Raw genomic sequence first — 20,528 nt, 5'->3', positions numbered from 1 at the left:
CCACCGATGAAACCTGGTTCGCCTTCCGGCGAAAGTGGTCGTGAGCGCTTGTGACCCGTCAGGGGCCGAAAGTGCTCACAGGCACGTAGTGCCTACTAGCCCCGGATCATGTTGCGAAGCACGTACTGCAGGATGCCACCGTTGCGGTAGTAATCCGCTTCGCCGGGGGTGTCGATGCGTACGACTGCGTCGAACACGACCTTCTCGCCGTTCTCGCGCGTCGCCGTGACCTTCATGGTCTTCGGGGTGACGCCCTCGTTGAGCTTCTCGACACCTTCGATGTCGAAGGTCTCGGTGCCGTCGAGCTTGAGCGAACCTGCGGACTCGCCGACCGGGAACTGCAGCGGGACAACGCCCATGCCGATCAGGTTGGAGCGGTGGATGCGCTCGAACGACTCGGTGATGACGGCCTTGACGCCGAGCAGGCTCGTGCCCTTGGCTGCCCAGTCACGCGAGGATCCGGAGCCGTACTCCTTGCCGCCCAGGACGACCAGCGGGATGCCGGCTGCCTGGTAGTTCTGCGACGCGTCGTAGATGAATGCCTGCGGTGCGCCGTCCTGCGTGAAGTCGCGGGTGTAACCACCCGAGACGTCGTCGAGGAGCTGGTTGCGCAGACGGATGTTCGCGAACGTTCCGCGAATCATGACCTCGTGGTTACCGCGACGCGAGCCGAGCGAGTTGTAATCCGCACGCTCGACGCCATGGGAGTCGAGGTACTGCGCAGCGGGGGTGCCGACCTTGATCGGACCTGCCGGGCTGATGTGGTCGGTGGTGACCGAGTCGCCGAGCAGTGCGAGGACGCGAGCGCCCTTGATGTCCTTGACCGGAGCCGGATCCATCGTCATGCCGTCGAAGTAAGGTGGCTTCCGCACGTAGGTGGAGTTCTCGTCCCACTCGAAGGTGTCACCCTTCGGGGTTTCGAGGTTCTGCCAGCGGCTGTCGCCCGCAAAGATGGTTGCGTACGACTTGCGGAACATGTCCTGGTCGATCGAGGACTTGATGGTCTCTTCGATTTCCTGCGTGGACGGCCAGATGTCTTTGAGGTAGACGGGGTTTCCGTCGGTGTCGTTACCGAGCGAATCGGTCTCGAAGTCGAAGTCCATGGTTCCGGCGAGGCCGTAGGCAATCACGAGCGGCGGGGAAGCCAGGTAGTTCATCTTGACGTCGGGGGAGATACGTCCCTCGAAGTTACGGTTACCCGAGAGCACCGCGGTGACCGAGAGGTCGTTGTCGTTGATCGCCTTCGAGACTGCCTCGGGCAGCGGTCCGGTGTTACCGATGCACGTGGTGCAGCCGTAACCACCGAGGTAGTAACCGAGCTTCTCGAGGTACGGCCACAGGCCGGCCTTCTCGTAGTAATCGGTGACGACCTGCGAACCGGGAGCCATGTTGGTCTTGACCCACGGCTTGGTGGCGAGGCCCTTCTCGACGGCGTTGCGTGCGAGCAGTGCAGCACCGAGCATGACCGACGGGTTGGACGTGTTGGTGCAGGAGGTGATACCTGCAACAACGACGGCGCCGTGGTCGAGAACGAACTCACCGGCGTCGGACTTGACGACGACCGGCTTGCTCGGACGGCCTTCTGCACCGTTGGCAGCAGAGAGAACGTCGACCGCTCCGTCGTCGGCAAACGACAGAACCGCGGGATCGGAAGCCGGGAAGGACTCTTCGACGGCCTCGTCGAGCTGGGTGTGCTCGGTCGGGTGGTTCTCTTCCACGTAGTTGTGGATGTCCTTGCGGAACGCAGTCTTGGACTCCGACAACAGGATTCGGTCCTGCGGGCGCTTCGGGCCGGCGATCGAGGGAACAACGGTTCCCAGATCCAGCTCGATGTACTCCGAGAAGACGGGTTCCTTGTCGGGGTTGTGCCACAGGCCCTGTTCCTTGGCGTACGCCTCGACGAGAGCGAGCTGCTCGTCGCTGCGGCCGGTGAGGCGCAGGTATTCGATGGTCTCGGCGTCGATCGGGAAGATCGCTGCGGTGGAACCGAATTCGGGGCTCATGTTGCCCAGCGTCGCGCGGTTCGCGAGCGGAACCTCGGCAACACCGTTGCCGTAGAACTCGACGAACTTGCCGACGACGCCGTGCTTACGGAGCATCTAGGTGGCGGTGAGCACGACGTCGGTTGCGGTGACGCCGGGCTTGATCTCACCGGAGAGCTTGAAGCCGACGACGCGGGGGATCAGCATGGAGACGGGCTGGCCGAGCATTGCTGCCTCGGCCTCGATGCCGCCGACGCCCCAGCCGAGCACGCCGAGGCCGTTGACCATCGTGGTGTGCGAGTCGGTGCCGACACAGGTGTCGGGGTATGCCTGTCCGTTACGCGACATGACGGTGGGTGCCAGGTACTCGATGTTGACCTGGTGAACGATGCCCATTCCCGGGGGGACGACCTTGAAGTCGTCGAATGCGCCCTGGCCCCAACGGAGGAACTGGTAACGCTCGCCGTTGCGCTCGTATTCGAGGTCGACGTTGCGCTCGAGTGCGTCGGCCTGGCCGAAGACGTCGAGGATGACCGAGTGGTCGATGACCATGTCGGCGGGGGAGAGCGGGTTGACCTTGTTCGGGTCGCCACCGAGGGTGGTGACGGCCTCACGCATGGTGGCGAGGTCGACGATGCAAGGAACGCCGGTGAAGTCCTGCATGATCACGCGGGCAGGCGTGAACTGGATTTCGATGCTCGGCTCGGCTGAGGGATCCCAGCTTGCGATTGCGCGGATGTGATCCGCGGTGATGTTGGCGCCGTCTTCGGTGCGGAGAAGGTTCTCGGCGAGAACCTTCAAGGAATAGGGCAATTTCTCGGTGCCGGGGACGGCCGAGAGGCGGAAGATCTCGTAAGAGTTCTCACCGACCTCGAGGGTTCCCTTGGCTCCGAATGAATCGATACTGGTGCTCACGTCTGCTCCACTCGTCTATGAGGGTCGCTACCGACGGGGCTGTGTCGGCAGCTGAAGCGAGGTACTTCGGCCGGGAAGATCCTCCGTAGCTCACGCCAATCGCACAGTTCGCGTGAGAACTGTCCGAACATCGGAGCTGCAGTAGAACCTGTCCTGACCGGTGGTACCTCTTGGTCCAAGTCTAACAGTACGCTTGTCCTGTGAGAATTCAGGGCAAGTTGACCGAAACAATCTTCATGCAGACTGCGGGCCTGCGCAACGCAGGCTTGGCTGGGTGACCGCACCCACAGCTACCGCTCGGGCGGCACGCGCGGCGGTTGTGTGTGACGCCTGGTGGCAGTCGACCTGAAGTAGGGTGCATGCAGGCCCGTCGCGGGTCGGCCGCCGAAAAACGACCTCGGAAGAACTCCCCGCATCTCAGCGGTGGACGGAATCCGAACAGCACCCGGATGAGAGATGTCTGCTCCTACAAATCACGCTTTTGCGCCTGTGCACGTGAAGTCCCCGTTGCACGTCGCTGTTCCGTCGGACGTCGATCTCGACGACGTGCTCGCGGACATTTCGACGGACGGCGTCTCCGCCCCCGCGGATGATGTTGCGGGGCTGACCGCGGTGGTGACCGACGCTCGTGAACGTGGTGTCGACTTGAGCGTCGTAGTAGTCGACGCAAATCCGGGCCGGCCGTCCGATCTTCGAGACCTGGCCACGACGGTCGGCAAAACAGAAGGCGGAACGGTTCTCGTTCTGAGCCCTGACTGGATGGGTAGCTACAGCGATTCGATCAGTCGAGTGCAGCTCGAAACTGCACAGGACCGATCTTTCGGCGAAAGCGCAAGCGTGACCGCGGACCGCTTCTCGCACGAGATCGTGGCGCCAGGTCCGCCGTGGACGCTTTACACGGTCCTTGTCATCGCAGTGGTGGCGGTTATTGCCGGAATTACCTTTGCCGTCAAGTGGCGGCGAGAGCCAGAAAACGCGCAAACCAGACATATCGCCTCGACTTCGGAAACACCAGCACCATCCGACCACCGGGCCGATTCCGTCTGACCTTGGTCCTTTTGCGAGATTTTCAGTAACTCGTCGAAAACAGGTACTCACTGCTGTTTGCGGTGAGTACCTGCCCTTTTTGGTGCCTGCATGCCATTCGACCAGCTCAAATACCGTTTGTGTTATTTGTGGCTAAAGTTTCCAAAGAACGCTTGAGTGTCGTACGGTACAACTGGCACTTTTTGGGGAAGAAGTGTCGCAGACAGGCTGATGTTGTTCGACGCGTACTTGTCGGTTGCCTCGTTCTCGAGGTGTCGACGGTGGCGTTCGTACGGCACGTCCAGGTCGACGAGCAGCTCTCGGGCTGTGGGCGACCGGTGCTTGGTCTGCGCATTCCCTCCCCGCACGGATCGGCGACCCAGCGGGCCGTGGCGTTACACGCGAGGGAGAGTTATTTGTGAGGCAAGTAACACGTGGCGGCGAGTCCCGTCGTGGTCCTTCCCGTAAATCGATGCGCCTGGCGCAACTGGTCATCGGATTCGGCGTCGTCGGATCCCTGATCGTCGGGACGCCGGCCATGTCCTCGGCCGTACCGCCACCGCCGCCGAATCCGAGTGACTCGGATATCGCCGCGGCAGATTCGCAGGTCTCGTCGAGCGTCGGCACCGTCAGCGCGCTCATCAATCAAGTCGCATCGGCAAACGAACAGTTGTCGGCACTCGACAACGAAGTTGCGATCAAGCGTGAAGACGTCAACAAGACTCTCGTGGATCTGCAGAACGCTCGCGGCGCCGCAGACTCCGCAGCGCAGGCCGTCGGAGTCACGAAACAAGCTCTGAAGGACGCGTCGGCGCAGATCGAGGTCGCTCAGACGGACTTCGACAAGTACGCACGCTCGAGCTACGTCAAGGGCACCAATACTGCGTCGATCTCGTCGTTCCTCGACGCCAAGGGTCCTGGCGACGTTCTCGACCGCGCGCAGGTCCTCAAGCTTCTCGCCAATACGCAGAGTGCAGTGCTCGACGGTCTCCAGCGAGCACGTACCGAGCAGGCGAACAAGGATTCCGCGACCCGCCAGGCCAAGCAGCAGGCCGATGCCGCCGCCGAGGTCGCCGCGCAGCTGAAGGATCTGGCGGAGCAAGCGATTCAGATCGCGCGCAACGCTCTCGATCAGCAGGTAGCCAAGAAGGCCGCGATCGAAGCCGAGCGCAACTCTGCCCAGGCTCAGCTCGACGCCGCCCGCAACGCCGTCGCCGGCTTGCAGGGTCAACGCCAGGCATACGCGACCTGGGACGAACAGCGCCGTGCCGAGGAAGCTCATCAGAAGGCTCTCGAAGCCGCTGCCAAGGAAGCGGCCGCTCAGGCCGCCGCCCGTGCCGCAGCCGACCAGGCAGCCAAGGATCGAGCTGCCGCACTGGCAGCGGCCCAGCGTCCGCACACCGCGGTCGAAGACCCGACTCCGACCGTCATCCCGGACGACGACGACACCTGGACTGACGAAGAAACAGGGACCGACGAGGAAACAGGCACGGACGAAGAGACCGGCACCGACGAGGAAACGGTCACGACGCCCAAGCCCACCACCCCGAAGCCGACGACGCCGAAACCCACCACTCCGAAGCCTTCCGTTACCGGAAGCGCTGCAATCGAATCCGTCATCGACCGCGGAATGTCTCAGCTAGGCGTGCAGTATGCCTGGGGCGGCGGCGACGAGAACGGACCGACGCGAGGCATCCGTGACGGCGGCGTCGCTGACAGTTACGGCGACTTCAACAAGGTCGGGTTCGACTGCTCCGGCTTGATGATCTATGCCTTTGCCGGCATCGGGATCTCGCTGCCGCACTACACCGGCTATCAGTACACCGCAGGCACTCAGGTTCCGTCTTCGGAGATGAAGCGCGGCGACATGATCTTCTACGGCCCCAACGCCAGCCAACACGTGGCGCTCTACCTCGGTAACGGTCAGATGCTCGAGGCACCACAATCCGGTTCGAGTGTCATGGTCTCACCGGTTCGGTGGGGTGGAATGACGCCGTACGCCGTCCGACTGGTGTCCTGACCGTCAGAGGAAATGCCACTGACACCCGCATTTTCAGGGAAGTATCAAGTTCCCGACGTGGTGTTACGGCATCGAGCGCAACTACCTGGAATAGTTGACGGGGAACACGTTACTGTCGGTACTTTTCTAGGTGAAAGCGATGGATTCTTGGTGACCTCACGTGAAGATTCGGTCGGAACGGTCGACGTAAGCAAGGCGAGTGGAAGTGCGGACGGAGCAGCACCTTCCCTGGCAGCCGACGTTCAGACCTTGGAGCGAGCGATTTACGAGGTCAAGCGAGTCATCGTCGGGCAGGACCGGCTTGTCGAGCGCATTCTCGTCGGACTTCTCGCCAAGGGGCACGTCCTCCTCGAAGGCGTCCCCGGTGTCGCCAAGACGCTGGCCGTCGAGACTTTCGCGAAGGTCGTCGGCGGTTCGTTCTCCCGCGTCCAGTTCACCCCGGACCTGGTGCCCACCGACCTGATCGGCACGCGCATCTACCGTCAGGGCCGCGAGGAGTTCGACACCGAACTCGGACCCGTCGTCGCCAACTTCGTGTTGGCCGACGAGATCAACCGTGCCCCGGCCAAGGTGCAGTCCGCGCTCCTCGAGGTGATGGCAGAACGCCACGTCTCGATCGGTGGCAAGCGGTACCACATGCCCGATCCGTTCCTGGTGATGGCGACGCAGAACCCCATCGAGAACGAGGGCGTCTATCCGCTCCCCGAAGCGCAGCGCGACCGCTTCCTGTTCAAGATCCTCGTCGATTACCCGACAGTGGAGGAAGAACGCGAAATCGTCTACCGGATGGGCGTGGCAGCGCCGGAGCCGCACCAGATCCTCGGTCCGGAGGAGTTGGTCAGGCTCCAACGCGTCGCCAGCAACGTCTTCGTTCACCACGCGCTCGTCGATTACGTTGTCCGGGTCATCGCCGCCACGCGTACGCCGCGTGAGGTCGGACTCGAGGACGTCGCCGGCTGGATCGCGTACGGCGCCTCACCCCGCGCGACGCTCGGCATCATCGCCGCGTCGCGAGCTCTCGCTCTCGTCCGCGGGCGCGACTACGTAGTGCCGCAGGACGTCATCGAGGTGATCCCGGACGTGTTGCGTCACCGCCTCGTTCTTTCCTACGACGCCATGGCCGACGAGGTGACTCCCGACGCCGTCATCGCCCGGGTGCTGCAGACCGTCGGACTGCCGCAGATCGCCGCGCGGCCGGTTCCTACCGTTCCCGGACCGCCCCAGCAGGGCGCACCGCAAGCACCGCAGTTCAACGCACCGGGCACAGCTAATCCGCAGGGCACAGCTAATCCGCAGGGCAACGGCGCGCCGATTGCGACCGCTGAGACGATGAGTCGCCCGCAGTGACCGAAGGCCGCGACGGTGGCCAGGCGACACCCGCCGGATCCACCGGTTCTCCGCCGTCGTTCCGATCCGGCGAGCTCAGCGACCCCAAACTCACCGCTGCGCTGCGCACCCTCGAACTGACGGTTCGCCGCCGCCTCGACGGTGTGCTGCACGGCGATCATCTCGGCCTGATTCCCGGTCCGGGTTCGGAGCCGGGAGATGCCCGCGAGTATCAGCCGGGCGACGACGTGCGGCAGATGGACTGGTCCGTCACAGCACGGACGACGCACCCACACGTGCGTCAGTCGGTCGCAGATCGTGAGCTCGAGACGTGGCTCGTCATCGACTTGTCCGCAAGTCTCGACTTCGGGACCGCCGGATGCGAGAAGCGCGACCTGGTCGTCGCCGCAGCCGCGGCGATCACTCACCTGACCAGTTCGGGCGGTAACCGCGTCGGCGCCATCATCTCGACCGGCGCACAGACAACTCGAATTCCGGCCCGCGGTGGGCGAATTCACGCACAGGCGATGCTCCGCAAGATCGCGACGACTCCGCACGCGCCGGACGGGGTACGCGGTGATCTGGTCGGCGCGATCGAAGCGCTCAGACGCCCACAGCGTCGGCGCGGACTCGCGGTCGTCATCAGCGACTTCCTCGGACCGATCGACTGGGAACGCTCGCTGCGCGCCATTTCAGGACGGCACGACGTGCTCGGTGTGGAAGTGGTCGATCCGCGAGACCTCGAACTGCCCGACGTGGGCGACGTGGTGCTCCACGATCCCGAGTCCGGCCGGACCAGAGAATTCACCACGACGCCGCAACTGCGCGCCGACTTCGCCAGAGTCGCCGCCGAGCACCGCGTCGAGGTCAGGCAAGCTCTACGTCGTTGCGGCGCACCGCTCATGTCCCTGCACACCGATCGGGACTGGATTGCCGACGTCGTGAGATTCATCTCGGCACGCCGACACAGTTATGGTGCCGGCGCCGGAACTGGGGGCGTTCGTTCGTGAGTCTTTCTCAATTCACCGCACCGTGGTGGCTGCTGTTCCTCGCTGTCATCGCCGCGTTGGTGGTCGGTTACGTACTCGTGCAGAAGCAGCGGGCCAAGCACACACTTCGGTTCACGAACTTCGCGCTACTGGAGAAGGTCGCGCCTTCGCGGCCCGGGCGGTGGCGTCATATTCCAGCGATTCTGATGGTCGTCGCGTTGGTGTTCTTCACCGTCGCCCTTGCCGGTCCGACGGCAGACAAGAAGGTCCCGCGAAACCGCGCCACGGTGATCCTCGTGATCGACGTGTCGCTGTCGATGCAGGCCACCGACGTCGAGCCGACGCGATTGGCAGCAGCGCAGGAAGCTGCGAAGTCGTTCGCCGACGGTCTGACTCCCGGCATCAACCTCGGGTTGGTCGCATTTGCCGGAACGGCTTCGGTTCTGGTGTCGCCCACCACGAATCGTGACGCGACGAAGGTCGCCATCGACAACCTCAAGCTCAGTGAGCGAACGGCGACGGGCGAAGCGATCTTCACCTCGTTGCAGTCGATCGACACGCTGTCGGCTGTTCTCGGCGGCAGCGATCAGGCGCCACCGGCGCGCATCGTGTTGCTGTCCGACGGTAAGCAGACCGTTCCCGAAAACTCGGACGATCCGCGGGGCGGATTCACCGCTGCCCGTCAGGCCAAGGACAAGGGCGTTCCGATCTCGACCATTTCCTTCGGAACGACATACGGGCGAGTCGAGATCGAAGGAGACCGAATCCCCGTCCCGGTCGACGACGCGTCATTGAAGGAGATCGCCAACCTTTCCGGCGGAAGTTTCTTCACGGCATCGAGCCTCGAAGAACTGCGCCAGGTGTACGACACGCTCGAAGAGCAGATCGGTTTCGAGACGACACGAGGCGATGCGAGTCGACCGTGGTTGGTTCTCGGCGTCGTGTTCGCGACCGCTGGTCTGACGATTGCCCTGGTACGCAGGCAGCGTCTGCCCTGATCGAGAGCAGTTCCGAATTGTCCAAATACCGCTGGTACGCGGCCCGCAGAGAATTGATAGGTTGATCGCCATGTCTACCCCTCCCACGACAGTGGTTTCCGAACGGACCGTCACCACACCGCGCTCGGTGCTCGTCACCGGCGGTAACCGCGGAATCGGCTTGGCCGTCGCTCAGCGGCTCGCCGCAGACGGCCACAAGGTAGCCGTCACGCACCGCGGTTCCGGTGTCCCCGAAGGGTTGTTCGGCGTCGTGTGCGACGTCACCGACACCGAGTCGATCGACCGTGCATTCAAAGAGGTCGAAGCGCACCAGGGGCCGGTCGAGGTCATCGTCGCCAATGCCGGCGTCACCGACGACACACTGATCATGCGAATGAGCGAAGAGCAGTTCACGAGCGTCGTCGACGCGAACCTCACCGGTACGTTCCGCCTCTCGAAGCGTGCGACCCGGTCGATGCTGCGCGCGCGTTTCGGACGGTTCATCTTCCTCGGCTCTGTGGTGGGTCTGGCAGGTCAAGCCGGCCAGGTCAACTACGCCGCGTCCAAAGCAGGCATCGTCGGTATCGCTCGTTCCCTGACAAGGGAACTCGGCTCACGTTCGATCACCGCCAACGTCGTCGCTCCCGGGTTCATCGAGACCGACATGACGGCAGCACTGGGCGACGACGTCAAGGACAAGGCCACCGAGTTCATCCCGTTGCAGCGGACCGGAAAGCCGGAAGATGTTGCAGCAGTTGTCAGTTTCCTCGCCTCCGACGATTCGGCCTACGTCTCGGGTGCGGTCATCCCCGTCGACGGTGGACTCGGCATGGGGCACTGACCCGCTTTTCGCACACACACCTTTCTCGTACGTCTGAAATCAGGAGGACATCTCATGGGCGGCTTGCTCGAGGGTAAGACCATTCTTGTCACCGGCATCATCACCGATTCGTCGATCGCGTTCCACGTGGCCAAGGTCGCGCAGGAGCAGGGCGCGAAGGTACTGATCACCGGATTCGATCGTCTGCGCCTCATCGATCGCATCGCCCAGCGACTGCCGCAGCCCGTGCCGCCGGCAATCTCGCTCAACGTCCAGAGCTCGGAGGATCTCGCATCTCTCGCCGAGCGTGTGCGCGAGCTGGCTCCCGAGGGTATCGACGGCGTCGTCCACTCGATCGGCTTCGCTCCCCGCTCCTGCCTGGGAAGCCCGTTCATGGACGCGCCGTGGGAAGACGTGGCGGTCGCACTCGAGGTGTCCGCCTACTCGTACAGCGCACTGGCCAAGGCCTTGCTGCCGGTGCTCAACGACAACGCGTCCATCGTCGGTATGGACTTCGATCCGGCGCGCGCGATGCCGTTCTACAACTGGATGGGTGTCTCCAAGGCGACCCTCGAGGCCGTCAATCGGTACGTGGCCAAAGAGGTCGGCGTCCGCGGCATCCGCTCGAACCTGGTGTCCTCCGGCCCGATCAAGACCTTGGCCGCCAAGGCCATTGCCGGTGACAGCACCGGTCCGGGCGCGGAGTTGGACAAGCTGAACACCGCATGGGACGGTGCTGCGCCCATCGGCTGGGACGTCGACGATCGCGAGCCGGTCGCCAAAACGGTCTGCACCGTTCTCTCGGATTGGTTGCCCGGCACGACCGCGTCGATCATCTACGTCGACGGCGGCTTCCACGCGATGGTCGGCTAGTAGCACCCCTTCTACTACGCAGGTGAGTACCCGGGTGACTCCCGCCGAACGGCATCGCGCAAGATTGAACTCATGACCGTAAGTATGGACATGCAGTTCGATGCTCTTCTCGTTTTGTCGTTCGGCGGTCCCGAAAAACCCGAAGACGTACGGCCGTTCCTCGAAAACGTCACGCGCGGTAGGGGAGTGCCACCGGAGCGGCTCGACGCTGTCGTCGAGCACTACATGCATTTCGGTGGAGTTTCGCCCATCAACGCGCTCAACCGAGACCTGATCGAACGGGTCGAAGGTGAGCTGGCAGCAGCCGGCGTGGATTTGCCCGTGTACTTCGGCAACCGCAACTGGCACCCGATGGTCGAAGACACCGTTGCCAAGATGCGCGAGGACGGTGTCCGCAACGCCGCCGTGTTCGCCACGTCGGCGTGGGGTGGTTACTCCGGATGTCGGCAGTACCACGAGGACATCGCCCGTGCCCGTGAGGCGGTCGGTGACGGCGCACCGACGCTGACAAAACTTCGCCAGTACTACGACCATCCGCTGGTCGTCGGCGCGTTCGCCGACGGTGTGCGCGCGGCCCGCGCAGAGTTGCCCGAAGCGACTCGCGATACTGCGCGCCTGGTGTTCACCGCGCATTCGGTACCGAGTGCCGCAGACCGCAATGCAGGGCCGCCGGCAGAGGGCGGAAACCTCTACAGTCGACAGGTCGCCGAGGCCGCGAAGTTGGTTGCCGAGGCCGTCGGCGTCGAGGATTTCGATCTGGTGTGGCAGTCGCGATCAGGCCCGCCGCAGGTTCCGTGGCTGGACCCCGACATCTGTGATCACCTGGATACGTTGTCCGCCAAGGATGTTCGCGCCGTGATCGTGTGCCCCGTCGGTTTCGTCTCCGATCACCTCGAAGTGGTGTGGGACCTGGACACCGAGGCCAAGGACAAGGCAGCCGAACTCGGGATGGATTTCGTTCGGGCAGCAACGCCCGGCCGCGATCAGCGTTTCGCGCAGCTGGTGCCCACGCTCGTTCGGGAACTGGCCGAGGCCGAGCAGCCACTGCGACTGGGGGTCGAGCCGCTGCTCGGCTCGACCACCAACGGTCTCTCGTGTGCAGTCAATTGCTGCGCGGCCGTTCAGCGTCCCCGCTGACGGTCCGACGCTCAGGTGTTCGGATGCTTGAGCTTTCCGCAGAGCCCGGGAACGGTGGACGTGCTGCGCGAGGTGAGGAGCGTCTCGACGATCTGTCGATCCTCGGGGCTCAGTGACGGGTCGATGTAGTTGAGTTCGGGCGCGCCCAGTTCGCGGACTCGCCCGGCGAGGGTCGCGACAAACGAGACGCGTTCTTCGTCGTCGTCGTTGACGTCGTGGATCTGCAGCACCGACACCGGAAACTTGCGCAGCGTCACAGGCAGGAAGCGGGCGCCGAGCACATGGTCGACGTTGAATCCCGCCCACTGCCCCTGGTTGGCCTCCACGCATTCGGCGTCGGAGTGAATTGCGCTCTCGCCGATGTACTTACGTGCGGGCAGCATCTTCTTGGGGGCAAGTTCGGATGCGCCCTGCTGAAGGACGGGAAAGTCGCCGTCCGAGTACAACCAGGGCTGGTTGGCCATCTTGATCAACCGACCGGCGTCCAGATCCGGGAGATAGCGAGACTTGAGGAGAAACGCGACGCTGTCGACCGAGATGCCCAGCAGTTCTGCGGCCTTCTGTCGGCTCATCGCGAACGTCGGGGCATTCTTCGGGGCGATCTGGATCAAATTGACCATGCGAACTCCTGTAAGTGTTCAATTGTTGCGGGTTTGGTACAGCTGACATGACAATTCGCCGATTATCAACCTCTAGCTGATTTCCGACTTGTAGATGAGTCGGTTGTCACCATCCGAGTTCACGCAACCGGGGATCTCCGATCCCGAAGTGGTGGCCGATTTCGTGGATCACTGTTCGGCGAACTTGCTCGATCACCTCGTCTTCGGTGCTGCAGATCGCACAGATGGCCCTGCGGTAGATCGTGATGCGGTCGGGAAGGACGCCGGCGTACGTGGTGGTTCTCTTGGTCAGTGGGATGCCCTGATACAGCCCGAGTAGCCCCGGTCGTCCACCTTCGAGTTGAACGGTCACTGCGACATTGGCCATCTCCGCACCCAATTTCGGCGGCAGGCTGTCGAGCGCCCGCTTGACCATGTCCTCGAACTGGCTGTCGTCCACGTCGATCATTTGCCCATTGTGCGTGCGGGGGCGGGATCCGGGTGTGTCCATGTGGAAACAGTGCAGCTTACGGCTATGTTCATTGCGTGGCCGAAGACCTCTATCACCGTTACGAATTCACATTCATCGTTCAGATGCTGACAGTCTCGCAAGAGCAGGCGATCGAAGAGAGCTTGGGCGGAAGGGTCGAGGACCGACGCGGGCTGCAGCTGCTGACGCTCACCTCGGAAGGTATGCGAGCGGCGACAACGGCTATCACAGTGGTGGACCAGTTGGTGGCTGCAGGCGTGCGTCCCCAGCGGACACATCCCGATCTGGTGTCACGTCAGGACATTGCCGACCGTGCGGGGGTGACGCGGCAAGCTGTCGGGCAGTGGGTGCGAGGGGTCCGGCAGGCGGCTACGCCTTTCCCGATTCCGTACAACTCGGTTGCCGGGGGGATCTGGTTCTGGGGCGACGTCCTGGATTGGTTGCGCCGTCAGGGGTACAGCCAGGACACCGGTTTGCGCTACCCGACGCTGGATGAACATATTCGCATCGACCGCCATATCGCGATCAATCACAAGACTGTGGGTTGATCGATCAAAAGGTTTGCTTGAAAATAGCTATTGAAACAAACCGACGGTAGGTATAAAGTCCCTAAATACCTCAATCAATCTATCGGTGCGTCGGTCCTGCTCTGGGGGGAGTCTGGTCTGCGCTGCAGATACCCGAGCATGCGAGCAGGAATTCATGGTTTCGACCCCCGAAGTGCGACCGATGCCCAAATCGGCCGCGCTCACGACTTCTGTGGCTATTTCCAGCGATGGAGCAACGGCGAAGCTACGTGAAGGTGTATCGGGCAGGGGCCGTCTGCGAGCGGCGACGGCGGCGCTGTTCCGGCGCTCACGCCCACGTATGACCTTCGCGCCACCGTTGAGCGTGCTTCTTCTCGTCACCTCCGACAACGGTCTCTCGCAGCGGGTCGGTCTTGTTCTTCGCGAGGCGGGACACCAAGTCCGTACAGCCGTCGTCGCCGACGCGGACGCAGTGCTGGCCGCGACGTCTTCGGGAGATTTTGACCTCGTCATCTGCCCGTTTTTGAAAGCCTATGTCCCGGAATCTGTTTGGCAGCGGTGGACAACGATCATCATCCATCCCGGCCCGCCCGGAGATCGCGGGCCGTCGTCGCTGGACTGGGCGATAACGGATGGCGAACCGATCTGGGGTGTCACGGCATTGCAGGCCGCTGAGGAACTCGACGCCGGGCCGGTGTGGGCCTGGCGGACGTTCGAACTCCGGAACGGGGCAACCAAATCCTCGGTATACAACGAGGAAGTCACCGACGCGGCGATGGAGTGCATTACGGAGGTCGTCGAACATTTCCGTACTCCTGACTTCCAGGCGATCCCATCGGACCGAGTTGCGCGGCCCGTGGCATCGGCCCGATCGAGGCCCAGCATGAAACAGGCCGATCGCGTTTTCAGCTGGGAGGAAGACGCGTCGAGCATCGTCCGCGCCGTCAACGCCGCCGACGGGTTTCCCGGCGTCGCCGTTCAGTTGGGGCTCGACCGGGTCTACGTCTACGACGCTCACCTCGATACCCACGTCGATGCAGCGCCCGGCACCATCGTCGAGTACTTCCACCAGGCAATACGTGTTGCCACCGGTGCGGGCTCCGTATGGATCGGACATGCGCGGCTCGTCGGCGCCGGCAATGTCAAACTTCCGTCGACCGCGGTCGTACGTCCGGACGTGTTCGTTCCACAGGTCTGGGAGAGTCGTTACCCCGAGACCGACTATCACCGCGACGGCGAAATCGGATATCTCTCGTTCCGCTTCTACAACGGTGCGATGAGTACGAAGCAATGCGCGCGACTGGCCTCCAGGCTCCGCTGGGCGATCACGCAGGACACCAAGATCCTTGTCCTGACGGGTGACTACGACAGATTCAGCAACGGTATCCACCTCAACGTCATCGAGGCCGCGTCGGATCAAGCCGGAGAAGCGTGGGCCAACATCAAAGCCATCAACGAGATCGCGAAAGCGATCGTCACCTGTACGGAACAGGTTGTGGTGGCGGCATTCACAGGCAACGCCGGTGCCGGCGGGGTCATGCTCCCGCTTGGAGCCGACGTAGTCGTGGCCAGGGACGGTGTGGTTCTCAATCCTCATTACGCCACGATGGGCCTGTTCGGCTCGGAACTGCACACGTACACACTTCCGGCTCGGGTCGGCGAGCAGCAGGCCCGCAGTCTGCTGGCCGAGTGCAGTGCGATAGGCATCCGTCGAGCCTTGGACATCGGACTTGTCGACGCGATCGGCCCCAGGCGGCCGGATCTGTTCGAGGCGTGGTTGCGCGAGGTCGCCACCGACTTGCTCGAAGGAGATCGGCTGGAATCGATGCTGGAGCGCAAACGTCTTCGACTGGAACGTGATCCGGTGGAGCCCTACGAGGAGCGTGAGCTCGAAGAGATGAAGATCGACATGTTCGGTGACCGCAACGGGTTTGCCGAGAAACGCCGGAACTTCGTGCTCAAGCTCTGATCGACACGCTGTTCGCCGACGCGACACGGGCAGTGCGAACAACGTCCCACAGTCGTCGCAGCAGGTCGTCACGCCTCTGCGCAGTGGACACGCTCGGGGCCTGGTTGGTCGATACCGACGCAGCCACGGTGAGAATGGCTGCCACGTTGTCGGCTGTGTCGATCACCTGTAGATGGCGAGGTGACAGTGTCGACGGCCAGCGGTGTCCGGCCTGTGCCTGCAGGGCTTCGGCGACCAGCGTACGAGCGTCGTTTCCAGGCATTCCGGTGGCTACGGCCGGAAGCCCGCCGAGCACCTCGGCTGCGTCCCGAACAGCTTGGCGCAGTTCGTATTCGGCTTCGCGGAGTCCGATCGATTCGGCGCTGCCCGCCACAGTGGGAATGGAGAAGACCGTCCATCGCAGGACGTCCGGGCCTTCCTTCGACGGCACGAGTCCGACTCCGGGCTTGCCGACGGCGCCGATCTGTATCCCTTCACCCGTTGCGATCGCAGCGCGCGCGAACTCGGTCCCGGTGGGCAGACCACGTACATCACCGGCCGTGGGAAGGACCAGGCGGACCTCGGCAGCCTCCGAGCGCGCGATTCTGAGCAGGGTGGGCACACCGGAAGCCGTGACTCCCGGCCACTCGAGATCGTGGCGGACCGCGGTTTCCGCATCGGCGGCGCCGATCAGGTGCATCGGTGCCCACGCGGCAAGGGCGTCGATGACGTCGTCCGGCGCAGCGTCGCCGGCGAGCCATGACGCTGCCCACACGGTGAGGGTTGCGCTGGGAGAACTCATGACCGTGAAGTTTAGTTCGGCGTGGCGACATGCGCGGCCCCGGCGTTGTGACCTAGCGTGATCCGGCGTGAGCGGTGGCAACGGATACGGTGACATTTTTGCGGGTCATACCCGCAAACAGAAGCGCGTGACGCCTGAAGTCGCGGCCGAGCGTGATCTTGTCGTCGAGGATGCGGCGACGGGATTCTGCGGTGCGGTAGTCGGTTTCGAGCGCACGTACGACGGCGATTTCGTGCGGCTCGAGGACGGTCGTTCCCGAACGCGGTTGTTCGCGATGCGCGAGGCGGCCTTCCTCATCGACGGCGCACCGGTCACCCTCGTACGCCCGGCCCCCAAGCCCGTGTCCACCAAACCCGCACGGTCGGCTTCGGGTTCGACGCGAGTCGAAGGCTTACGCGCCCGCACGGCACTGCCCAGCCGGATCTGGGTGGAGGGAGTACACGATGCTGCCCTCGTCGAGCGGGTGTGGGGTCACGATCTTCGCGTCGAAGGTGTTGTCGTCGAACATCTCGAAGGACTCGACAATCTGGGGGAGCGGCTTGCCGAATTCGGGCCTGGTCCCGGCCGCCGCGTCGGGGTCCTGGTCGACCACCTGGTCACCGGTTCCAAGGAAACCCAACTGACTCAGGGCCTCGGCCCGGACGTGTTGGTGACCGGGCACCCGTACATCGACGTGTGGGAGGCCGTTCGTCCCAAATCTGTCGGAATCGCCTCCTGGCCGAAGATTCCACGCGGCGAGGATTGGAAGACGGGAATCTGCCGCGAACTGGGCTGGGGGACACCTCAGGAGGGCTGGCGGCGGGTCTACAACTCGGTCGAGAGCTTCCGCGATCTGGAAGCTCCTTTGATCGGTGCAGTCGAACAACTTGTCGATTTCGTTACCGAGCCGAACTGACGTAGCGGCGGCCTGGGTCACACATTCTGGTTAGATGGTGTTGTGGCTGCACTTATTTGGCTGATCGGAGCACTGGTGCTCGCCGGGGCCGAAGCGCTGGTGGGGGATTTCTTCCTGCTGATGCTCGCCGGTGGGGCGCTCGCTACTGCCGGTGTCAGTGCTGTCACCGACTTCCCGGTGTGGGTCGACGCCGTCATGTTCGGAGTGTTCTCCGCCGCCCTCGTCCTGGGCGTGCGACCGATCATGTTGCGTCGCTTCGGTAGTCCGCCGCCGACCCCGACCGGAATACAGGCACTCGAAGGTAAGCACGCTCTGGTTCTGGAAGAAGTGGGCGAGCATTCCGGGCAGGTCAAGTTGGACGGCGAGGTGTGGACTGCCAGGCCGTACGACACCACCGAGGTGTACCCGCCGGGTACCAAGGTGACGGTGATGGAAATCAACGGCGCAACAGCAGTCGTCTGGAGGGGACCTTAATGGCAGCACTCATAGTGCTCGGTGTGTTGGTGCTATTCGTGATCTTGGTGGTCGCGAAGTCGGTAGCACTGGTACCGCAGGCAGAAGCCGCGGTGATCGAGCGGCTCGGTAGGTATTCGAAGACGGTGTCCGGGCAGCTCACGTTCTTGATCCCGTTCGCCGATCGTGTGCGCGCCAAGGTGGATCTTCGTGAGCGGGTGGTCTCCTTCCCACCGCAGCCGGTGATCACCCAGGACAACCTGACACTGTCCATCGACACGGTGGTGTACTTCCAGGTCACCAATCCGCAAGCTGCGGTGTACGAGATCAGCAACTACATCGCTGCCGTCGAGCAGTTGGCAACCACCACGCTGCGAAACGTCGTCGGCGGAATGACCCTCGAAGAGACGCTTACCTCGCGTGATTCCATCAACGGTCAGCTTCGTGGTGTCCTCGACGAGGCGACTGGTCGCTGGGGCCTGCGAGTGGCCCGCGTCGAGCTCAAGAGCATCGATCCGCCGCCCTCGATCCAGGAGTCGATGGAAAAGCAGATGAAGGCGGACCGCGAGAAGCGCGCGATGATTCTGACGGCTGAAGGTCACCGCGAATCCGCTATCAAGACCGCCGAGGGTGCCAAGCAGAGCCAGATTCTTTCTGCCGAGGGAAACAAGCAGGCCTCGATCCTGAACGCCGAGGGTGAGCGTCAGTCCCAGATCCTTCGCGCTCAAGGTGACCGCGCGGCCAAGTACTTGCAGGCTCAAGGCGAGGCCAAGGCCATCGAGAAGGTTTTCGCTGCAATCAAGTCCGGTAAGCCGACTCCGGAATTGCTTGCATACCAGTATCTTCAGACGTTGCCGCAGATGGCGCAAGGCGATGCGAACAAGGTGTGGCTCGTACCCAGCGACTTCGGTGACGCGCTGAAGGGATTTGCCAAAACGCTTGGCGCGCAAGGGCAGGATGGCGTTTTCCGGTACGAGCCGCCGGCCGCCGAAGAGAATCTTCCCAATCCTGAGGACGATTCAGCCGAGGTGGCGGAGTGGTTCGAGACCAAATCCGATCCGGCTATCGCGGAAGCAGTGCGCGCTGCTGAAGTTGCTGCACGCACACCGGTCGAAGACCCGGCAGCTGCGGTCAGGCACCGCCGTGAGAGTGCGCCCGAGCAGCCTGGATTCGTAGATCCCGCGTTGCCACAGCAGGGCGAAAATCCTTGGCCGGGTCAGTTGCCGCTGCCGCCCGAGCGTGAAGATTTCCAGCAGAAGTACCCGTACCAGGGGCAGCCGCCCGAGGGTGGCCAGCGCCAGTAGACGCCTCTCGTAGCGAACGTTGATCGGGACGGGCACTCATCACCTACGTGATGAGTGCCCGTCCCGTTCCGCATACGGCGATCGCCCAGAGGACACTGACGAAGGTTCCCATGATGAACTGCTCGGACGCATGAGGTTCGCGAAGTTCCGGGTACCGCGCGAGCCCCTTGACTGCCAAGACGATCGCGATGCCTTCCGGCCAGGTTGCGAGAATCGATGCCGCCACCGCGAGCCGTTCGAGGATGCCGATCACACGTCCGCCGCGAAGAGGTCCGGCGTCCGGTGCCGGGCTCCCGTCCGGTTGGCGACGAGCGATCTTGAAGGTGGCAAGTACCAACGGTGCACCGGCCGTGGCGGCGGCAAGTACGCACAGGACAAGCGTCGCCCCGAGAGCGAAACCGGTGACCGGGGTCGTTCGGGTCGATGCCAGTGCGGCAACACCCAGCGCCGGAAGAGCCACCACGGACGACGCCCATTCGGGGACTTCCAGTCGACCACGACTGAGCGGTCCCAGTGCCGCTGCAACTGCTGGTGCCGCGGCGGCGACGGCGAGCGCGATCAACGCCAGAACGACCATGTATTCGAGCCCCCTGCTGTGTCGACGAGTTTGTACCGGTGCGAGCGTGAGCAGTCTAGGGCTGGAGTCTGACCAAAAGTCGTTCTGCGAGTCTGCGCCCGGCGAGTTCTGCGTGCCACCCGGCTGTCAGGAGTCGCTTGGACATGGCCTGTTTGGTGATTCCGAGGTGGGCCGCTGCGCTGACCTGAGTGAGTCCGCTGTCCATCAGGGCGATGGCTTCGCGTCCGTCCTTCGTCTGTCTCGTGACGATCGTTCCGAGCAAGGTGAACGCGGCATCGACATCTGCGGCGAGTTCGTCGCGTGAGCTATCCGCCGGCGCCTGTTCGACGGCAATTCTGGCCGGAGCTCGCTTGGCTCGCTCGACGGCGATCCGAGCAGCTTCGAATGCCGGTCCGCGTCCGGCCCGGGTCTGCCGTGGGAGAGGCTGCTCGACGGGACCGATCCCGATCCCGACACTCCAGTGCTCGCGCCGAATCAGCTCGAGTGCGACGAGGACGAGTAGCGCCGGATCGTCGGTCACCGCTTGAATCTCGTCGCCCGCTGTGCGCTCGAACGGCCGCAGGAGCCTGCAATCGGCCATGTCGTCGATGATGTCCCCGACGCGGTCGACATCCCGTCGGCTACCTCGCTGATCCACCGTCAGTACAAACATTAGTCAATGCTAGATAGTTGACTTTCAATAGTCAATCGTTTTGGGTTGACTCAATCAAATCAACCTCTTGGGGTTGACCGTTGTCAACGATGGTTTCGCCCGGTGAAGGCTGACGGCGAGCGTCGAACACCAGACCGGCGATGCCGATCGCAATGCAGATCCCGGACAGAATCAGGAGACGAGGATCGGCTTCGCCGGAGAGCGCATCGCCCAGAA

Annotated in this window: 18 protein-coding genes and 2 pseudogenes; 13 read left to right on the top strand and 7 right to left on the bottom strand. The window is 63.3% G+C overall.

What is annotated here, in order from left to right:
- Nucleotides 1-95: 95 nt before the first annotated feature.
- A pseudogene (acnA, locus tag A2J01_RS32345) lies at nt 96-2,897 on the bottom strand (aconitate hydratase AcnA).
- Nucleotides 2,898-3,353: 456 nt separating this feature from the next.
- Here acnA and A2J01_RS32340 point away from each other — a divergent pair.
- The 8 genes from A2J01_RS32340 to A2J01_RS32300 all read left to right on the top strand — a co-directional run bounded on the left by A2J01_RS32340 (nt 3,354) and on the right by A2J01_RS32300 (nt 12,065).
- Nucleotides 3,354-3,944 (top strand): Rv1476 family membrane protein, encoded by a 591-nt coding sequence (locus A2J01_RS32340; RefSeq protein WP_021332993.1) that lies wholly within the window; start codon nt 3,354-3,356, stop codon nt 3,942-3,944.
- A gap of 451 nt (nt 3,945-4,395) precedes the next feature.
- Nucleotides 4,396-5,943 (top strand): NlpC/P60 family protein, encoded by a 1,548-nt coding sequence (locus tag A2J01_RS32330; RefSeq protein WP_003944866.1) that lies wholly within the window; start codon nt 4,396-4,398, stop codon nt 5,941-5,943.
- 228 nt (nt 5,944-6,171) lie between these two features.
- Nucleotides 6,172-7,290 carry a chaperone MoxR1 gene (gene moxR1, locus A2J01_RS32325; protein WP_223304533.1) on the top strand — a complete coding sequence of 373 codons (1,119 nt, stop codon included), beginning with the start codon at nt 6,172-6,174 and terminating at the stop codon, nt 7,288-7,290.
- Nucleotides 7,287-8,279, top strand: a complete 993-nt coding sequence (locus A2J01_RS32320) for a DUF58 domain-containing protein (protein ID WP_003944991.1) — start codon at nt 7,287-7,289, stop codon at nt 8,277-8,279. The genes moxR1 and A2J01_RS32320 overlap by 4 nt, the downstream gene beginning before the upstream one ends.
- Entirely contained in the window at nt 8,276-9,256 is a 981-nt protein-coding gene (locus A2J01_RS32315) for a VWA domain-containing protein (protein ID WP_019748426.1), read from the top strand. The genes A2J01_RS32320 and A2J01_RS32315 overlap by 4 nt, the downstream gene beginning before the upstream one ends.
- Nucleotides 9,257-9,326: 70 nt before the next feature.
- Entirely contained in the window at nt 9,327-10,076 is a 750-nt protein-coding gene (fabG1, locus tag A2J01_RS32310; RefSeq protein ID WP_007727875.1) for a 3-oxoacyl-ACP reductase FabG1, read from the top strand.
- Between the two features lie 54 nt (nt 10,077-10,130).
- Nucleotides 10,131-10,928, top strand: a complete 798-nt coding sequence (gene inhA / locus A2J01_RS32305; RefSeq protein ID WP_003944803.1) for an NADH-dependent enoyl-ACP reductase InhA — start codon at nt 10,131-10,133, stop codon at nt 10,926-10,928.
- 84 nt (nt 10,929-11,012) lie between these two features.
- The gene (locus tag A2J01_RS32300) at nt 11,013-12,065 is read left to right on the top strand and encodes a ferrochelatase (protein ID WP_007727874.1); all 1,053 of its coding nucleotides are present in this window, start codon (nt 11,013-11,015) and stop codon (nt 12,063-12,065) included.
- An 11-nt stretch (nt 12,066-12,076) separates the two neighbouring features.
- Here the strand turns inward: A2J01_RS32300 and A2J01_RS32295 are convergent, their stop codons facing one another.
- On the bottom strand, nt 12,077-12,685 hold the full coding sequence (locus tag A2J01_RS32295; protein WP_064114342.1) for a transcriptional regulator: 609 nt from the start codon (nt 12,683-12,685) through the stop codon (nt 12,077-12,079).
- 106 nt (nt 12,686-12,791) lie between these two features.
- Nucleotides 12,792-13,133 carry a metallopeptidase family protein gene (locus tag A2J01_RS32290; protein WP_003944783.1) on the bottom strand — a complete coding sequence of 114 codons (342 nt, stop codon included), beginning with the start codon at nt 13,131-13,133 and terminating at the stop codon, nt 12,792-12,794.
- 77 nt (nt 13,134-13,210) lie between these two features.
- Between A2J01_RS32290 and A2J01_RS32285 the strand changes: the two genes are divergently transcribed.
- Complete coding sequence (locus tag A2J01_RS32285; protein ID WP_003944993.1) at nt 13,211-13,702, top strand: hypothetical protein; 492 nt, start codon at nt 13,211-13,213, stop codon at nt 13,700-13,702.
- 154 nt (nt 13,703-13,856) lie between these two features.
- Nucleotides 13,857-15,650, top strand: coding sequence for an enoyl-CoA hydratase-related protein (locus tag A2J01_RS32280; protein ID WP_064114341.1), 1,794 nt, complete (start codon nt 13,857-13,859; stop codon nt 15,648-15,650).
- On the opposite strand, the gene A2J01_RS32275 is transcribed toward A2J01_RS32280, so the two are convergent.
- A complete protein-coding gene (locus A2J01_RS32275; protein ID WP_007727857.1) occupies nt 15,640-16,431 on the bottom strand; it encodes a hypothetical protein in 792 nt (263 codons plus the stop codon). The genes A2J01_RS32280 and A2J01_RS32275 overlap by 11 nt on opposite strands.
- 67 nt (nt 16,432-16,498) lie before the next feature.
- Here A2J01_RS32275 and A2J01_RS32270 point away from each other — a divergent pair, with 67 nt between their 5' ends.
- From A2J01_RS32270 to A2J01_RS32260, 3 genes are read left to right on the top strand one after another with little or no spacing between them, the layout of a single operon-like run.
- Nucleotides 16,499-17,326 carry a DUF3097 domain-containing protein gene (locus A2J01_RS32270; protein ID WP_042919794.1) on the top strand — a complete coding sequence of 276 codons (828 nt, stop codon included), beginning with the start codon at nt 16,499-16,501 and terminating at the stop codon, nt 17,324-17,326.
- Between the two features lie 42 nt (nt 17,327-17,368).
- Nucleotides 17,369-17,800, top strand: a complete 432-nt coding sequence (locus tag A2J01_RS32265) for an NfeD family protein (protein ID WP_003944877.1) — start codon at nt 17,369-17,371, stop codon at nt 17,798-17,800.
- Nucleotides 17,800-19,083 carry an SPFH domain-containing protein gene (locus A2J01_RS32260; protein WP_030536387.1) on the top strand — a complete coding sequence of 428 codons (1,284 nt, stop codon included), beginning with the start codon at nt 17,800-17,802 and terminating at the stop codon, nt 19,081-19,083. Before A2J01_RS32265 ends, A2J01_RS32260 begins: the two co-directional genes overlap by 1 nt.
- A gap of 43 nt (nt 19,084-19,126) precedes the next feature.
- On the opposite strand, the gene A2J01_RS32255 is transcribed toward A2J01_RS32260, so the two are convergent.
- The 3 genes and pseudogenes from A2J01_RS32255 to A2J01_RS32245 all read right to left on the bottom strand — a co-directional run.
- Nucleotides 19,127-19,660 (bottom strand): hypothetical protein, encoded by a 534-nt coding sequence (locus tag A2J01_RS32255; RefSeq protein WP_003944797.1) that lies wholly within the window; start codon nt 19,658-19,660, stop codon nt 19,127-19,129.
- Nucleotides 19,661-19,715: 55 nt separating this feature from the next.
- Nucleotides 19,716-20,312: a hypothetical protein gene (locus tag A2J01_RS32250; RefSeq protein WP_042449124.1), complete on the bottom strand. Its 597-nt coding sequence runs from the start codon at nt 20,310-20,312 to the stop codon at nt 19,716-19,718.
- 31 nt (nt 20,313-20,343) lie between these two features.
- Nucleotides 20,344-20,528: pseudogene (locus A2J01_RS32245) on the bottom strand (TVP38/TMEM64 family protein); the annotation flags it as partial.

This window comes from Rhodococcus sp. EPR-134 (assembly GCF_001647205.1).
GTDB lineage: Bacteria > Actinomycetota > Actinomycetes > Mycobacteriales > Mycobacteriaceae > Rhodococcus_F > Rhodococcus_F qingshengii.
The sequence above is the reverse complement of the archived record's forward strand: the minus strand, read 5'-3'. Positions and strand labels throughout refer to the sequence as shown.

What these genes read in the sequence shown, in the direction of transcription:
- A2J01_RS32340 (WP_021332993.1), top strand. Translation starts at nt 3,354, where the DNA reads ATGTCTGCTCCTACAAATCACGCTTTTGCGCCTGTGCACGTGAAGTCC.
- A2J01_RS32330 (WP_003944866.1), top strand. Translation starts at nt 4,396, where the DNA reads ATGCGCCTGGCGCAACTGGTCATCGGATTCGGCGTCGTCGGATCCCTG.
- fabG1 (WP_007727875.1), top strand. Translation starts at nt 9,327, where the DNA reads ATGTCTACCCCTCCCACGACAGTGGTTTCCGAACGGACCGTCACCACA.
- inhA (WP_003944803.1), top strand. Translation starts at nt 10,131, where the DNA reads ATGGGCGGCTTGCTCGAGGGTAAGACCATTCTTGTCACCGGCATCATC.
- A2J01_RS32300 (WP_007727874.1), top strand. Translation starts at nt 11,013, where the DNA reads ATGGACATGCAGTTCGATGCTCTTCTCGTTTTGTCGTTCGGCGGTCCC.
- A2J01_RS32295 (WP_064114342.1), bottom strand. Translation starts at nt 12,685, where the DNA reads ATGGTCAATTTGATCCAGATCGCCCCGAAGAATGCCCCGACGTTCGCG.
- A2J01_RS32290 (WP_003944783.1), bottom strand. Translation starts at nt 13,133, where the DNA reads ATGATCGACGTGGACGACAGCCAGTTCGAGGACATGGTCAAGCGGGCG.
- A2J01_RS32280 (WP_064114341.1), top strand. Translation starts at nt 13,857, where the DNA reads ATGGTTTCGACCCCCGAAGTGCGACCGATGCCCAAATCGGCCGCGCTC.
- A2J01_RS32275 (WP_007727857.1), bottom strand. Translation starts at nt 16,431, where the DNA reads ATGAGTTCTCCCAGCGCAACCCTCACCGTGTGGGCAGCGTCATGGCTC.
- A2J01_RS32260 (WP_030536387.1), top strand. Translation starts at nt 17,800, where the DNA reads ATGGCAGCACTCATAGTGCTCGGTGTGTTGGTGCTATTCGTGATCTTG.
- A2J01_RS32255 (WP_003944797.1), bottom strand. Translation starts at nt 19,660, where the DNA reads ATGGTCGTTCTGGCGTTGATCGCGCTCGCCGTCGCCGCCGCGGCACCA.
- A2J01_RS32250 (WP_042449124.1), bottom strand. Translation starts at nt 20,312, where the DNA reads ATGTTTGTACTGACGGTGGATCAGCGAGGTAGCCGACGGGATGTCGAC.